17 protein-coding genes are annotated in these 15,639 nt (G+C 58.7%); 5 read left to right on the plus strand and 12 right to left on the minus strand.

Features of this window, described 5'->3' with window-relative positions:
• Positions 1–118 precede the first annotated feature (118 nt).
• A complete protein-coding gene (locus ACWGZX_RS10020; RefSeq protein ID WP_452628202.1) occupies positions 119–679 on the plus strand; it encodes a GspH/FimT family pseudopilin in 561 nt (186 codons plus the stop codon).
• Here the strand turns inward: ACWGZX_RS10020 and ispH are convergent.
• The 6 genes from ispH to murJ all read right to left on the minus strand — a co-directional run bounded on the left by ispH (position 648) and on the right by murJ (position 8,136).
• Positions 648–1,595 (minus strand): 4-hydroxy-3-methylbut-2-enyl diphosphate reductase, encoded by a 948-nt coding sequence (ispH, locus tag ACWGZX_RS10025; RefSeq protein WP_033054296.1) that lies wholly within the window; start codon positions 1,593–1,595, stop codon positions 648–650. The two genes, ACWGZX_RS10020 and ispH, sit on opposite strands and share 32 nt — an antisense overlap.
• A 141-nt stretch (positions 1,596–1,736) precedes the next feature.
• Entirely contained in the window at positions 1,737–2,189 is a 453-nt protein-coding gene (gene fkpB / locus ACWGZX_RS10030; protein WP_452628203.1) for an FKBP-type peptidyl-prolyl cis-trans isomerase, read from the minus strand.
• Positions 2,182–2,694 (minus strand): signal peptidase II, encoded by a 513-nt coding sequence (gene lspA, locus ACWGZX_RS10035; protein WP_452628204.1) that lies wholly within the window; start codon positions 2,692–2,694, stop codon positions 2,182–2,184. The genes fkpB and lspA overlap by 8 nt, the downstream gene beginning before the upstream one ends.
• Positions 2,687–5,518 carry an isoleucine--tRNA ligase gene (gene ileS / locus ACWGZX_RS10040; RefSeq protein ID WP_452628205.1) on the minus strand — a complete coding sequence of 944 codons (2,832 nt, stop codon included), beginning with the start codon at positions 5,516–5,518 and terminating at the stop codon, positions 2,687–2,689. The genes lspA and ileS overlap by 8 nt, the downstream gene beginning before the upstream one ends.
• A complete protein-coding gene (ribF, locus tag ACWGZX_RS10045; RefSeq protein ID WP_223515504.1) occupies positions 5,519–6,469 on the minus strand; it encodes a bifunctional riboflavin kinase/FAD synthetase in 951 nt (316 codons plus the stop codon).
• Between the two features lie 128 nt (positions 6,470–6,597).
• A complete protein-coding gene (gene murJ, locus ACWGZX_RS10050; protein ID WP_223515501.1) occupies positions 6,598–8,136 on the minus strand; it encodes a murein biosynthesis integral membrane protein MurJ in 1,539 nt (512 codons plus the stop codon).
• A gap of 252 nt (positions 8,137–8,388) precedes the next feature.
• On the opposite strand from murJ, the gene rpsT reads away from it, so the two are divergent.
• Complete coding sequence (gene rpsT, locus ACWGZX_RS10055; RefSeq protein WP_007942340.1) at positions 8,389–8,667, plus strand: 30S ribosomal protein S20; 279 nt, start codon at positions 8,389–8,391, stop codon at positions 8,665–8,667.
• 184 nt (positions 8,668–8,851) lie between these two features.
• Here the strand turns inward: rpsT and ACWGZX_RS10060 are convergent, their stop codons facing one another.
• The 5 genes from ACWGZX_RS10060 to rplU all read right to left on the minus strand — a co-directional run bounded on the left by ACWGZX_RS10060 (position 8,852) and on the right by rplU (position 12,626).
• Complete coding sequence (locus ACWGZX_RS10060; protein WP_452628206.1) at positions 8,852–9,316, minus strand: CreA family protein; 465 nt, start codon at positions 9,314–9,316, stop codon at positions 8,852–8,854.
• Positions 9,317–9,328: 12 nt separating this feature from the next.
• Positions 9,329–10,447, minus strand: a complete 1,119-nt coding sequence (proB, locus tag ACWGZX_RS10065; RefSeq protein ID WP_452628998.1) for a glutamate 5-kinase — start codon at positions 10,445–10,447, stop codon at positions 9,329–9,331.
• Positions 10,448–10,584: 137 nt separating this feature from the next.
• Entirely contained in the window at positions 10,585–11,808 is a 1,224-nt protein-coding gene (gene cgtA, locus ACWGZX_RS10070; RefSeq protein ID WP_008037904.1) for an Obg family GTPase CgtA, read from the minus strand.
• Between the two features lie 193 nt (positions 11,809–12,001).
• Positions 12,002–12,277: a 50S ribosomal protein L27 gene (gene rpmA / locus ACWGZX_RS10075; protein ID WP_007943982.1), complete on the minus strand. Its 276-nt coding sequence runs from the start codon at positions 12,275–12,277 to the stop codon at positions 12,002–12,004.
• 34 nt (positions 12,278–12,311) lie between these two features.
• Positions 12,312–12,626 (minus strand): 50S ribosomal protein L21, encoded by a 315-nt coding sequence (rplU, locus tag ACWGZX_RS10080; RefSeq protein WP_003176051.1) that lies wholly within the window; start codon positions 12,624–12,626, stop codon positions 12,312–12,314.
• A 240-nt stretch (positions 12,627–12,866) separates the two neighbouring features.
• Between rplU and ACWGZX_RS10085 the strand changes: the two genes are divergently transcribed.
• The 3 genes from ACWGZX_RS10085 (at position 12,867) to ACWGZX_RS10095 (ending at position 14,848) form a co-directional block, all read left to right on the plus strand.
• Positions 12,867–13,835, plus strand: coding sequence for a polyprenyl synthetase family protein (locus ACWGZX_RS10085; RefSeq protein WP_223515496.1), 969 nt, complete (start codon positions 12,867–12,869; stop codon positions 13,833–13,835).
• Between the two features lie 207 nt (positions 13,836–14,042).
• Positions 14,043–14,384 (plus strand): zinc ribbon domain-containing protein YjdM, encoded by a 342-nt coding sequence (locus ACWGZX_RS10090; protein ID WP_046028563.1) that lies wholly within the window; start codon positions 14,043–14,045, stop codon positions 14,382–14,384.
• Between the two features lie 206 nt (positions 14,385–14,590).
• Positions 14,591–14,848, plus strand: coding sequence for a PA4570 family protein (locus ACWGZX_RS10095; RefSeq protein ID WP_452628207.1), 258 nt, complete (start codon positions 14,591–14,593; stop codon positions 14,846–14,848).
• A gap of 132 nt (positions 14,849–14,980) precedes the next feature.
• Here ACWGZX_RS10095 and ACWGZX_RS10100 read toward each other — a convergent pair whose 3' ends face one another.
• Positions 14,981–15,598, minus strand: a complete 618-nt coding sequence (locus tag ACWGZX_RS10100; protein WP_223515490.1) for an FKBP-type peptidyl-prolyl cis-trans isomerase — start codon at positions 15,596–15,598, stop codon at positions 14,981–14,983.
• Between the last annotated feature and the right edge of the window lie 41 nt (positions 15,599–15,639).

Genomic DNA, 15,639 nt, shown 5'->3' on the forward strand with positions numbered 1-15,639 from the left:
GTTGCCGTCGGCTATACCTGCCACTACACGCTAGAAAACTCGACCGGCGCAGGCAGGTTGTTTGCCATCACCCCCGCAGGGACCGCGCGGGTCACAACACTCCAGGGAAGGAAATGCCATGCATCAGCAAGGTTTCAGCCTGATCGAACTGCTTATGGGACTGGCGATTGCCGCAATTGTTCTACTGTTGGTCAGTCCGGTGTTCGCGGCACTCACTGAATCGAACCATCGCGAGGCGGCGGCGAACGCTCTGGTCAGTGGTATTCGCAACGCCAGAACCCTCGCCATCACACGTAATCAGGCCGTTGTGATTCATGGCATCAACGGGGATTGGGGTCAGGGTTGGCGGATCATTCTGGACATCAGTGGCAAAGGGCCGAAGGACAGCAGCAATCCGCTGCTGGTTGAGCGCGCCGCCAGTGGCGCTCGGGGGGCGATTGTCGGCAATGGGCCGGTCAGGCGTTATATACGATTCAGCGGGATAGGCGAACCCCAGATGCCCGGACGGGCGTTTCAAGCGGGGACACTGCACTTTTGCGCAGCCCGCGAACCGGTCAGCCAACTCCAGGTGGTTCTGGCCGCTACGGGTCGCGTCAGCCTGCGCAGCAAAAAAGCCGAGCAGGCGCTATGTCCGGGTGGGAAACGCTTCAGAGCAAAGAACGCACGCGCAGCTCTTTAGGCATGGAGAATGTGATGTTCTCCTCGCGACCGGCCAGCTCATCGGCACCGGTTGCACCCCAGGCCTGCAATTGCTGAATCACCCCACGCACCAACACTTCCGGTGCAGAAGCGCCGGCGGTAATGCCGATACGCTCGACACCGTCAAACCAGCTCTTTTGCAGGTCTTCGGCGCCGTCGATCAGGTAAGCCGGGGTGGCCATGCGTTCGGCCAGTTCACGCAAGCGATTGGAGTTGGAGCTGTTCGGGCTGCCGACTACCAGCACCACGTCGCATTCGTCGGCCAGTTGTTTGACGGCGTCCTGACGGTTTTGCGTGGCATAGCAGATGTCGTCCTTGCGCGGGCCACCAATCGCCGGGAAGCGCGTACGCAGTGCGTCGATCACGCGACTGGTGTCGTCCATGGACAGGGTGGTCTGGGTCACGAAAGCGAGTTTTTCAGGGTTGTTCACCTGCAACGCCGCGACGTCTTTCTCGTCTTCGACCAGGTAAATCGCGCCACCATTGCTGCCATCGTACTGGCCCATGGTGCCTTCGACTTCCGGATGACCGGCGTGGCCGATGAGGATGCATTCACGGCCATCGCGGCTGTAACGCGCGACTTCGATGTGCACCTTGGTCACCAGCGGGCAAGTCGCGTCGAACACCTTGAGGCCACGGCCGGCAGCTTCGGTGCGCACAGCCTGGGATACGCCGTGGGCACTGAAGATCACGATGACGTCGTCTGGTACCTGATCCAGTTCTTCGACAAAGATCGCCCCGCGAGCACGCAGATCTTCGACGACGAATTTGTTGTGAACCACTTCGTGGCGCACATAGATTGGCGGCCCGAACACTTCCAGGGCGCGGTTGACGATTTCGATCGCACGGTCCACTCCGGCGCAGAAGCCACGGGGGTTGGCGAGTTTGATTTGCATGCTGTGCCTCGTGTCTTGCGCGCAGGAAATTGAAACATTGCAACTCACTGTAGGAGCTGGCTTGCCAGCGATGAGGCCATCAGCTTCAACGCTACTCTTCAAGGCCTCTTCGCCGGCAAGCCGGCTCCTACAGAAAAGCGTTTACAGCGATTTGACGCTGATGATCTCGACGTCAAAGGTCAATGTCTTGCCGGCCAGCGGGTGGTTGAAATCGATGGTTACTTGCTCGTCACCGAATTCTTTCACAACGCCTGGCAGCTCAGTATTCGCCGCATCGTTGAAGATCACCAGCAGACCCGGCGACAGGTCCATGTCCTTGAACTGCGAACGCGGGATGACCTGTACGTTCTGCGGGTTCGGCTGACCGAAAGCGTTTTCCGGCTGAATGGTCAGCGTACGCTTGTCGCCCGCCTTGAAGCCGAACAGTGCCGCTTCGAAACCTGGCAACAGGTTGCCGTCGCCGACCTGAAAGGTCGCCGGGGCTTTGTCGAAGGTGCTGTCGACGGTGTCGCCGTTCTCCAGGCGCAGTGCAAAGTGCAAGGTGACTTCCGTGTTCTGGCGGATGCGTTGCTCAGCCAATACCTGTTCAGTCATGAACGGCTTCTCCGGTCTTCTTACTTTTGAACATATCCAGTGCCAGCATCACCGCACCGACAGTAATTGCGCTGTCGGCAAAGTTGAACGCCGGGAAATACCAGCGGTTCTGCCAATGCACCAGAATGAAATCGATCACATGGCCCAAGGCGATGCGATCATACAAATTGCCCAGCGCGCCGCCCAGCACGAGCGCCAAGGCGACAGCCAGCCAGGTTTCGTTGCGCCCAAGACGCTTGAGCCACACCACCAGCACCGCACTGACCACCACAGCGATCAAGGCAAACAACCAGCGCTGCCAGCCGGAGCTGTCAGCCAGGAAGCTGAACGCTGCGCCAGTGTTATAGGCCAGGGTCCAGCTGAAGTAATCGGGGATCACCACGATTTGCTGGTACATCTCGAGCTTGCCTTCGAAGTAGAACTTGCTGGCCTGGTCGATGACCAGAACCAGCAAACTCAACCAGAGCCAGCTCAGCCGTCCGAAACGGCCAACGGCATTAGGCATAGTGACGGACCTCGCCAGCGCCGCTGATGTTGTCGACGCAACGACCGCAGATTTCCGGATGCTCCGGGTTCACGCCGACGTCTTCACGGCAGTGCCAGCAACGGGCGCACTTGGCGTGGCTCGACTTGACCACTTGCAGCTTCAAACCGCTGACTTCGGTGACCACGGCATCGGCCGGTGCCTGTACGAACGGTGCAACAGTTGCGGTCGAAGTGATCAACACGAAGCGCAGTTCGTTGCTCAGCTTGGCCAGGTCGGCGCTCAGCGCTTCTTCGGCGAACAGCGTCACTTCGGCTTGCAGGTTGCCACCGACGGCCTTGGCCGCGCGCTGGATTTCCATTTCCTTGTTGACGGCCACTTTGACCGCCATGATGCGCTCCCAGTAGGCGCGGTCCAGTTCGACGCCTTCCGGCAGCTCGGTCAAACCTTCGTACCAGGTGTTGAGCATCACCGATTCGTTGCGCTCGCCCGGCAGGTATTCCCACAGTTCGTCAGCGGTGAACGCGAGGATCGGCGCGATCCAGCGCACCAGCGCTTCGGAGATGTGATACAGCGCGGTTTGCGCCGAACGGCGGGCCTTGCTGTTGGCGCCAGTGGTGTACTGACGGTCCTTGATGATGTCGAGGTAGAAACCGCCCAACTCCTGCACGCAGAAGTTGTGGATCTTGGAGTAGACGTTCCAGAAACGGTACTCGCCGTAGTGCTCTTGCAGTTCACGTTGCAGCAGCAGCGTGCGGTCCACGGCCCAACGGTCCAGCGCGAGCATGTCTTCGGCCGGCAGGATGTCGGTGGCCGGATTGAAGCCGGTCAGGTTCGAGAGCAGGAAGCGCGCGGTGTTACGGATACGCCGGTAGGCGTCTGCACTGCGTTGCAGGATCTGCTCGGAAACCGCCATTTCACCCGAGTAATCGGTGGAAGCCACCCACAGACGCATGATGTCGGCGCCCAAGGTGTCGTTGACCTTTTGCGGTGCAATCACGTTGCCCAGCGATTTGGACATCTTGCGACCGGACTCATCAACGGTGAAGCCGTGAGTCAGCAGTTCGCGGTACGGCGCGTGGTTGTCGATGGCGCAACCGGTCAGCAAGGACGAGTGGAACCAGCCACGGTGTTGGTCCGAGCCTTCCAGGTACAGGTCGGCGCGTGGACCGGTTTCGTGGCCCATCGGGTGCGAACCGCGCAGGACGTGCCAATGCGTGGTGCCCGAATCGAACCAGACGTCCAGGGTGTCGCTGATCTTGTCGTACTGCGGCGCTTCATCACCCAGCAGTTCGGCAGCGTCCATCTTGAACCAGGCTTCGATGCCTTCGACTTCGACGCGCTTGGCCACTTCTTCCATCAGTTCGGCGGTGCGTGGGTGCAGTTCGCCGCTTTCCTTGTTCAGGAAGAACGGGATCGGCACGCCCCAGTTGCGCTGACGGGAGATGCACCAGTCCGGACGGTTGGCGATCATCGAGTGCAGGCGTGCCTGGCCCCAGGCTGGAACGAACCTGGTGTCTTCGATGGCTTTGATCGCCCGCTTGCGCAGGGTTTCGCCGGTCGCAGGCTCTTTGTCCATGCCGATGAACCACTGCGCGGTGGCGCGGTAGATCAGCGGGGTCTTGTGACGCCAGCAGTGCATGTAGCTGTGTTCGATGATGGTGGTGTGCAGCAGCGCGCCGACTTCAGTCAGCTTGTCGACGATGGCCGGGTTGGCCTTCCAGATGAACTGGCCGCCAAAGAATTCCAGCGACGTCGCGTATACGCCGTTGCTTTGCACCGGATTGAGGATGTCGTCGTTGACCATGCCGTACTTCTTGCAGGTCACGAAGTCGTCCACGCCGTAGGCCGGCGCGGAGTGAACCACGCCCGTGCCGGCGCCCAGTTCAACGTACTCGGCCAGGTAAACCGGCGACAGGCGATCGTAGAACGGGTGACGGAAATTGATCAGTTCCAGTTCTTTACCGGTGGTGGTCGCGATGACCGAACCTTGCAGGCTGTAACGGGCCAGGCACGACTCGACCAGCTCTTCAGCCAGCACCAGCAGTTTGTCGCCGACGTCGACCAGGGCGTAGTTGAATTCCGGGTGAACGTTCAGCGCCTGGTTGGCGGGGATGGTCCACGGGGTGGTGGTCCAGATCACGATTGAAGCCGGTTTGGCCAGCGAAGGCAGACCGAAAGCGGCAGCCAGCTTGGCTTCGTCGGCAATCGGGAAGGCTACGTCGATGGTCGAGGACTTCTTGTTCTCGTACTCGACTTCCGCTTCGGCCAGGGCCGAACCGCAGTCGAAGCACCAGTTCACAGGCTTGAGGCCTTTGAATACGAAACCGCCCTTGACGATTTCAGCCAAGGCGCGGATTTCACCGGCCTCGTTCTTGAAGTCCATGGTCTTGTACGGGTTGGCGAAGTCGCCCAACACGCCCAGACGGATGAATTCGGATTTCTGACCTTCGATCTGCTCGGTGGCGTAGGCACGGCACAGTTCGCGGGTCTTGTCCGCGCCCAGGTTCTTGCCGTGGGTCACTTCGACTTTGTGCTCGATCGGCAGACCGTGGCAGTCCCAACCCGGCACATAAGGCGCGTCGAAACCCGACAGGGTCTTCGAGCGAATGATCATGTCCTTGAGAATCTTGTTCAGCGCATGACCGATGTGAATCGTGCCGTTGGCGTACGGAGGACCGTCGTGCAGGACGAACTTCGGACGATCCTTGCCAATCTCGCGCAACTTACCGTACAGGCCAATGCTGTCCCAGCGCTGCAGAATCTGCGGTTCGCGCTGAGGCAGGCCGGCCTTCATTGGGAAGGCGGTGTCCGGAAGGTTTAGCGTGGCTTTATAGTCGGTCATTTAAGGCTCTTCATTAGCGATTGGCGCTAGGTGCGACAGGGCACGGGCGGCGGCGACATCCGCATTGATCGCCGTCTTAAGCGCCTCCAGAGAGGCGAAACGCTGCTCTTCACGCAGCTTGTGGTGGAAGACCACCGTCAAACGCCGGTCATACAGATCGCCGGCAAAATCTAATAGATGCACTTCGAGGTGGGCTTTGCCATCACCTTGAACCGTTGGCCGCACGCCGATATTGGCGACGCCTGGCCAGGTCTTGCCGTCGATGTCGACGTTGACCAGGTAAACCCCGGTCAGCGGCACGCGACGGCGCTTGAGTTGTATGTTGGCCGTGCGCGTACCCAACTGGCGCGCCAGCTTCTGGCCGTGCAGCACCCGCCCGGTAATCTGGAAGGGCCGCCCGAGCAGTCGCTCGGCCAAGGCAAAATCAGCAGCGGCCAGGGCATTGCGGACCTGGGTGCTGCTGACGCGAATGCCGTCCAGCTCGACGGTTTGCGCTGCTTCGACGGTAAAGCCCTGAACGATGCCGGCTTGTTGCAGGAAATCGAAATCTCCTACGCGGTCACAGCCAAATCGGAAGTCATCACCGACTTCCAGGTGCTGCACGCCAAGGCCGTCCACCAGAATGGTATCAACGAATTCACTGGCGCTGAGCTTGCTCAGCCGCTGGTTGAAGGCCAGGCACAGGACGCGGTCGACACCTTCGTCGGCCAGCAGCTGCAGTTTGTCCCGCAACCGGGCCAGACGGGCAGGAGCCGTGTCCGGGGCGAAAAATTCTCGGGGCTGCGGCTCAAAAATCACCACGCAGCTGGGCACGCCCAACTCGAGCGCACGTTCACGCAGCCGCGCCAGGATAGCCTGGTGACCACGGTGAACACCGTCAAAGTTGCCAATGGTGGCGACACAGCCCCGATGCTGGGGGCGCAGATTTTGGAGGCCTCGAACCAGCTGCATAACGCGCTTCTTGCTCATAAAGTGGTCGATTATAACCACACCCGGCGGCCGACGACAGGCAACACCGTAACCAAAGTGATCGAGCCGACAAAACCACCGGCTCGCCCGTGTTTATCGAGGCCGCAACCTCAACTCAGTGCCTTGCGATTGAAGTCGCGCAAACGGAAGCCCATCAGCAGCAACATCCCGAAATAAGAGACGATACCGGCCGCGACCAAAGCACCAAGGCGCAGGAACCGCTCCAGCATATGCCCCTGATCCCACGCCGGCATGAAGTGCATCCCGACCAGCAACACCGCAGACATCACCAACACGGCGATGACGAGCTTGGCGCCGAACTTCGCCCAACCCGGTTGCGGCTGGTACATCTGCTGCTTGCGCAACTGATAGAACAATAACCCGGCGTTGAGGCAGGCACCGGCACTGATGGCCAGTGCCAGACCGGCGTGGGCCAGTGGACCGATCAACATCAAGTTGAATAACTGGGTCACCACCAGGGTAAAAATTGCAATTTTCACCGGCGTACGGATGTTTTGTTGCGCATAAAAGCCCGGCGCCAGCACTTTGATCACGATAATGCCCAGCAACCCGACTGAATAAGCGATCAACGCCCGTTGCGTCATCGACGCATCGAAGGCGCTGAATTGACCGTACTGAAACAGCGAGACGGTCAACGGCTCAGCCAGAATCCCCAGCGCCAGCGCACACGGCAACACCAACATGAAGCATAGGCGCAGCCCCCAATCGAGGATGCGCGAATACTCGTGACGATCATTGCTGGCGTAGGTTTTGGCCAGTGTCGGCAACAGAATCGTGCCCAACGCCACGCCCAATACGCCGGACGGCAATTCCATCAAACGGTCGGCGTAGTACATCCAGGACACCGAACCGGCCACCAGGAACGACGCGAAAATAGTGTTGATGATCAGCGAAATCTGGCTCACGGACACGCCGAGAATCGCCGGCAGCATCTGTTTCATGACCCGCCAGACGCCGCTGTCACGCAGGTTCAGGCGTGGCAACACCAGCATGCCGATCTTTTTCAGGTGCGGCAGCTGATAGAGCAATTGCGCCAGACCACCCACCAGAACCGCCCAACCCAACGCCATGACCGGCGGATCGAAATACGGAGTCAGGAACAGCGAAAAGATGATCATGCTGACGTTGAGCAGAGTCGGCACAAAGGCCGGCACCGAAAAACGGTTGTAAGTATTGAGGATCGCACCGGCCAGGGACGACAGGGAGATCAACAAGATGTAGGGAAAGGTCACCCGCAACAGGCTGGAGGTCAGCTCGAATTTTTCCGGTGTAGTGGTAAATCCCGGCGCGGTCGCCCAGATGACCCAGGGTGCAGCAATCATCCCCAATACCGTAACCAGCGCCAGCACCAGCGTCAGCAGGCCCGAGACGTACGCAACAAACGTTCGCGTCGCCTCTTCACCCTTCTGGCTTTTGTATTCGGCCAGAATCGGCACGAAAGCCTGGGAAAACGCCCCCTCGGCGAAGATCCGCCGCAGCAGGTTGGGCAGTTTGAAGGCGATAAAGAAGGCGTCCGTCGCCATCCCGGCACCAAATGTACGTGCGATAAGCGTGTCACGAACAAACCCCAAAACCCGGGAAATCATCGTGATAGAGCTGACGGCGGCCAACGATTTGAGCAGATTCATTGAAAGAGTTTGTGCCTGTCGATAAACAGCAGGCGAACAAAGCGCCTACTTATGCGATACTCCGCGCCGCAGCAGCACAGAGCCAAAGCTCGCGAGTTTACAGGTCAAGCGCCGGAAATAAATATCCCGCCTCTTTATACCTACCACTTAGCGGAACGTCTCAACCGCCCTTGACAAGACATCAACTCATCGGCATGATTCGCGGCCTATTTTGTTTGCTATTTCCTAAAAAGTCTTTCGAGGAGCTCGACGGTGGCCAACACACCTTCCGCCAAAAAACGTGCAAAACAGGCTGAGAAGCGTCGCAGCCACAACGCCAGCCTGCGTTCCATGGTTCGTACCTACATCAAGAATGTAGTTAAAGCCATCGACGCAAAAGACGCTGCTAAAGCTCAAGCTGCTTACGTTCTGGCCGTACCAGTTATCGACCGCATGGCCGATAAAGGTATCATCCACAAGAACAAGGCTGCTCGTCATAAGAGCCGCCTGAACGGTCACGTCAAGGCTCTGAACCTTGCTGTTGCCGCATAAGCGATAAGCTTGTTGAAAAACCGACCTCCGGGTCGGTTTTTTATTGCCTGCGATTTGGCAAACACAACACAAAAAAATGTGGGAGTGAGCCTGCTCGCGATAGCTGTTTAACATTCAACACTGATGTCGACTGTTCTACCGCTATCGCGAGCAGGCTCGCTCCCACATTTCGATTTGCGTCAGATTATTGAGCGCGAGCCCACGGCAGAATCGGAATTGCCGTCACCGCATTCTGCGGGCTGCCTTCGATCAAACGATCGCTGTAGACCAGGTACACCAGCGTATTGCGCTTCCTGTCGAGGAAGCGCACCACCTGCATGGTTTTGAACACCAGCGACGTGCGCTCCTTGAACACCTCGTCACCATCCTTCAGCTCACCCTTGAAACTGATGGGCCCGACCTGACGGCAAGCGATAGAGGCCTCGGCACGATCTTCAGCCAGACCCAAACCACCTTTAACGCCACCTGTCTTGGCGCGCGACAGGTAACACGTCACGCCATCGACCTTGGGATCATCAAACGCCTCGACAACAATACGGTCGTTGGGGCCGACGAATTTGAACACCGTTGATACCTGGCCAATTTCCTCAGCCGAAGCCAGCAGCGGCATTGCCAGCAACAGACCCAATATTCCTTTTGCCACACGCATTCAGGTATTCCTTCAGACCAGAATCAGGTTATCGCGGTGAACCAGCTCCGGCTCAGCCATATAACCCAACAAACCGACAATCGCCTCAGACGACTGACCGATGATTTTTTGCGCTTCCAGCGCACTGTAGTTAGCCAGGCCTCGGGCGATCTCGCGACCATCTGGCGCCACGCACACCACCATTTCGCCACGACGGAAGCTGCCCTGAACCAGCTTGACACCCACCGGCAGCAAACTTTTATGATCCTGGACCAGCGCTTTCACCGCACCACCATCCAGCACCAGCGTGCCACGGGTTTGCAAATGTCCGGCCAGCCACTGTTTACGCGCTGCCAGCATGCCACGCTCAGGCGAGAGCAAGGTGCCGATGCGCTCACCCGCCCTCAGGCGATCCAGCACTCGCTCAATACGTCCGCCGACAATGATAGTGTGCGCCCCAGAACGGGCCGCCAGACGTGCGGCACGCAATTTGGTCTGCATACCGCCACGCCCCAGCGCACCACCTGTACCGCCCGCCACCGCGTCCAGCGCCGGATCATCGGCACGCGCTTCGTAAATCAGGTTGGCGTCAGGGTTGTTGCGCGGATCAGCATCGAACATCCCATCGCGATCCGTGAGAATCACCAGCAAGTCGGCCTCGACCAGGTTGGCCACCAGCGCCGCCAGTGTGTCGTTGTCGCCGAAACGGATTTCGTCCGTCACCACGGTGTCGTTTTCGTTGATCACCGGGATCACTTTCAACTCGACCAGGGCACGCAAGGTGCTGCGGGCGTTCAGGTAACGCTTGCGGTCGGACAAGTCATCGTGCGTCAGGAGAATCTGCGCGGTGTGCCGGCCATGCTCGGCAAAGCTCGACTCCCAAGCCTGAACCAACCCCATCTGACCGATGGCGGCAGCAGCCTGCAACTCGTGCATCGCACTGGGTCGTACGGTCCAGCCCAAGCGGCTCATGCCCGCAGCTACCGCCCCGGAAGACACCAACACCAGTTCGACGCCAGCTTCATGCAAAGCCACCATCTGCTCGACCCAGACACCCATTGCTGCGCGATCCAGGCCTTTGCCGTCCGCCGTCAGCAAAGCGCTGCCGATCTTCACGACCCAACGCTGCGCACCTGTCACCTTGCTCCGCATCATCTTCAACCTTAGCTTGAGGACAGCGCGACCTGGCACTGCCCGTGACGTTAATCGTGGCTATTGCTGACCAACGATCGATTTCCAGATACTAAAACGCCGCTCTAGTGAGCGGCGCTTAAGTTTATCGCAACGAATCAGTCACGCACGTAAATGATTTCCGGACCGTCTTCGTCATCCACATCTTCTTCGTCCCAATCATCGTCGCCGATGTCGTGGACCGACTTCACGCCGCTACGGCGCAGGGCACGCTGGTCATCCAGGGCCTGCAGCTGAGCACGGGCTTCGTCTTCGATGCGCTGATCGAGCTCAGCCAACTCTTCCTTGTAAGCCGGGTCGTTAGCCAGACGATCAGCACGATCTTCCATGTAACGCATGATGTCGTGGCACAGACGCTCGGTACCGAGCTTGGAGATGGCCGAGATCACGTACACCGGACCGGTCCATTCCAGGCGATCGACGATTTCCTTGACGCGAGCGTCGTGCTCTTCTTCAAGGATCTGGTCGCACTTGTTCAGCACCAACCAGCGATCACGCTCAGCCAGGGACGGGCTGAACTTGGTCAGCTCGCTGACGATTACTTCAGCGGCATCCGGTGCGCTGGTGTCATCCAGCGGCGCCATGTCCACGAGGTGCAGCAGCAAGCGGGTACGCGACAAGTGCTTGAGGAAACGAATCCCCAGGCCAGCACCATCGGAAGCACCTTCGATCAGGCCCGGAATGTCCGCGACCACGAAGCTCTTCCAGCGATCGACGCTAACCACACCCAGGTTCGGCACCAAGGTAGTGAACGGGTAGTCGGCGACTTTCGGCTTGGCGGCCGATACCGAGCGGATAAAGGTACTTTTACCGGCGTTCGGCAAGCCCAGCAGACCGACGTCAGCCAGCACTTTCATTTCCAGCTTGAGGTCACGCGCCTCACCCGGCTTACCCGGAGTAGTCTGACGCGGAGCGCGGTTGGTACTGGATTTGAAACGGGTGTTACCCAGACCGTGCCAGCCGCCGTGAGCCACCAGCAGCTTCTGACCAGCCTTGGTCAGGTCGCCAATCACTTCTTGAGTGGCCGCGTCAATGACGGTGGTGCCGACCGGTACGCGCAGCACCAGCTCTTCACCTTTCTTGCCGGTGCAGTCGGTGCTGCCACCGTTGGAACCGCGCTCGGCATCGAAGTGACGGGTGTAACGGTAGTCGACCAGGGTGTTGAGGTTTTCGTCGGCGATCATGTAGACCGAGCCGCCATCACCACCGTCACCGCCGTTCGGGCCGCCGTTTTCAATGAATTTTTCGCGACGGAAGCTCATGCAACCGTTGCCGCCGTCACCGGCCTTTACTCGAATCGATACTTCATCAACAAACTTCATAACAAAACGCCTCTCGCCATACGGACGAGCCGAAAAAATCTAGACATAAGACTCTTGCAAAAATGAGCGCAGCGACCTCAATCAACGACCGCAAAACCTGCGCTGGAGCCCATCACAAACAGCTTTGCAAGAGACTCACCCCACAAACGAAAAAGCCCCGTCGCAAGACAGGGCTTTTCCAGCAACCACGTAATTATGCCGCGACGACGTCAGTCTTCGGGACAATGCTTACGTAACGGCGGTTGAAAGCGCCTTTTACTTCAAACTTGATCACGCCGTCGATTTTAGCGAACAGAGTGTGATCTTTACCCATGCCAACACCATAACCGGCGTGGAATTGGGTGCCGCGCTGACGCACGATGATGTTGCCCGGAATGATAACCTGGCCGCCATACATCTTCACGCCAAGGCGTTTGGCTTCTGAGTCGCGACCGTTACGGGTACTACCACCAGCTTTTTTGTGTGCCATGAGTCAATTCTCCTAGTGAGGAATTAGGCTGAAATTAAGCCTGAATACCGGTGATTTTGATCTCGGTGTACCACTGGCGGTGGCCCATACGCTTCATGTGGTGCTTACGACGACGGAACTTGATGATGCGGACTTTATCGTGACGACCTTGGGAGATCACTTCAGCCACAACGGTAGCGCCAGCAACAACTGGAGCGCCGATGTTCACGTCATCGCCATTGGCGACCAACAGAACGCGATCAAAAGTAACGGATTCGCCGGTAGCGATTTCCAGTTTTTCGATCTTCAGGTATTCACCTGGGGCGACCTTGTATTGCTTGCCACCAGTAACAATTACTGCGTACGACATGGTATTTCTCCGATAATCCTGCTCACCCAGCTCTTTATAAGAAGAGGTATTGGCTGGCATGGCTGCATATGGCTGGAAGGCCGGTTTGCAATTGCGTAAGGCAGGTGCTGCCCAGGAAGTTCAGGGTGCGCGATTGTACGCAAGCTACCGGGGCGATGCAAGAGGCCGTCCATCGCGCCTTGACACTCGCCGACGTGGGTCCTAGCATGCCGCGCAACCCTTCTGGAGCAACTGTCGCTGATGCAACCCCAAGCTTTCTACCGCGCGGTGGCGGACGATTTTAGCGCCGTCGACGGCATCATCAAGAAGCAGCTGACTTCCCGAGTGCCGCTGGTATCGAAAATCGGCGATTACATTACCTCGGCTGGCGGTAAACGCCTGCGTCCTTTATTGGTGCTGCTGTGTGGCAAAGCGCTGGGCCGCGAAGGCGATGACCTGCGTCTGTTGGCTGCAACCATCGAGTTCCTGCACACCGCCACCCTGCTGCACGACGACGTGGTCGACATGTCCGGCATGCGCCGTGGCCGCTCGACCGCCAACGCCATGTGGGGCAACGCACCGAGCGTGCTGGTCGGCGACTTCCTCTATTCGCGCTCCTTCGAAATGATGGTCGAACTGGGCTCCATGCCGGTCATGAAGATCCTTTCGCAAGCGACCCGCATCATCGCTGAAGGCGAAGTGTTGCAGCTGTCAAAGGTCCGTGACGCCAGCACCACTGAAGAAACCTACATGGAAGTCATCCGCGGCAAGACCGCGATGCTCTTCGAAGCTTCGACCCACAGTGCCGCCGCTCTTTGCGAAGCCCCAGCGGAACAGGCTGAAGCCCTGCGCACCTTTGGCGATCATTTGGGCGTGGCCTTCCAACTGGTCGACGACCTGCTGGACTACAAAGGCGATGCCGAAACCCTGGGCAAGAACGTCGGTGACGATCTGGCCGAAGGCAAGCCGACCCTGCCGCTGATCTACACCATGCGCGAAGGCACGCCAGAACAGGCGGCACTGGTGCGCAAGGCGATCCAGAAAGGTGGCATCGAAGACCTGGAAAGCATCCGCGAAGCGGTAGAGGCCTCTGGTTCGCTGGAATACACCGCGCAACTGGCCCGTGATTACGTTGCTCGTGCGATCAAATGCCTCGACGCGCTGCCTGCCAGCGAGTATCGCGATGCGTTGGTTGAGCTGAGTGAGTTTGCGGTCGCGCGTACCCATTGATACGGCCTCTGTAGGAGCTGGCTTGTCGGGTCGCCGCATCGCAGCGAAGGCGGTGTTTCAGACACACCGCGTCGCCTGGTTCGCCGGCAAGCCGGCTCCTACAGGAAAGCGGCACCGCAGCGTTCGCCGGTAAGCATCCCGCCCCTCTCCCACCTAAAACCCTATATAATGTGCGCTTTTTAGCCATCCTGAATTCAAGGAGCTTTAGTGAGCACGTTGCCACCCTGCCCAAAATGCAACTCCGAATACACCTATGAAGACGGCGCACAGCTGATCTGCCCCGAGTGCGCGCACGAATGGTCTGCCAGCGGCGAAGCCGACGTGGCGTCCGATGACACAGTGAAAAAGGATTCGGTCGGCAATGTCCTGCAGGACGGCGATACCATCACCGTGATCAAGGACCTCAAGGTCAAAGGCACGTCGCTGGTGGTCAAGGTCGGCACCAAGGTCAAGAACATCCGCTTGTGCGATGGCGATCACGACATCGACTGCAAGATCGACGGCATCGGCCCGATGAAACTCAAATCCGAGTTCGTCAGAAAAGTCTGAACTGGCTGTATTCCATCCCGCGCCTTGCGTGGGATGGTGCTTCGCCCTCTTCCCGCTTTATCCCGCCTACACGCGCAATAGCCAAACGCCAGCCGTTTTGACCTGACGCAAGCTTTACCCGGAAAAAAACACAAAGCGCCAATAGGCCCTTGCTATTTGATGAATAAGAATTATTCTCATTGAAACCCGTTCAATGGAGATAAGACATGACTTATTTGATCGATGCCTGGCTGGACCGCCCACACCCTTACCTCAGGATCCTGCATCGGGAAACCGGGGAAGTCTGCGCGGTGCTTGAAGAAGAAGCCTTGAGCGAGCTGCAGGATCAGGGGGATCTGGACGTCAGCGACTTGAGTTCCAGCGAGCCGGTGGTGCTCAAGGAACTGGTGCGTAATCTGTTTCTGTTCTGCTACGCCCGGGCGTTGCGCCCGCCGAGTGAACAGCACCACAAGCTGGAAATATGAAAATCACCGCAAAACCCTGTAGGAGCAGAGCTTGCTCGCGATGTGCCGGGGTCGCGCTCGACCGACTCGGTTTCGCCTTGAAACCGAGTTGATGCCATCGCGGGCAAGCCATGCTCCTACAGGGTCACGGGATTACAGAACGTCGAGCAGTTCGACGTCGAATACCAGTACGCTGTGCGGCGGAATGCTGCCAACGCCTTGAGCGCCGTAAGCCAGTTCGCTCGGCACGTACAGACGCCATTTGCTGCCGGCGTTCATCAGTTGCAGGGCTTCGGTCCAGCCAGCGATCACGCCGCCAACCGGGAATTCTGCCGGCTCGCCGCGCTCGTAGGAGCTGTCGAACACAGTGCCGTCGATCAGGGTGCCGTGGTAGTGAGTGCGCACTTGATCTTCACGGGTTGGCTTGGCGCCTTCGCCGGCAGTCAGCACTTCAAATTGCAGGCCGGAAGCCAGGGTGGTGATGCCGTCACGCTTGGCGTTTTCAGCCAGGAAAGCCAGGCCTTCGCCAGCAGCGGCTTGAGCTTTGGCAGCAGCTTCGGCTTGCATGATTTCGCGGATCACCTTGAAGCTCGCGGACATTTCTTCCTGGCCAACACGGCTTTCTTTGCCGGTGAAGGCGTCAGTCAGGCCAGCCAGGATCGCGTCCAGGCTAACGCCCGGTGGCGGGTTGTCGCGCAGCTGGTCGCCCAGCTGACGGCCAATACCGTAGCTGACGCGGGTTTCGTCGGTGGACAGATTTACTTCGGACATGACATTGCTCCGCTGTGCGGACGGCTCAGGAACTCGCCGTG

It is taken from the genome of Pseudomonas sp. CLCA07 (assembly GCF_053615335.1).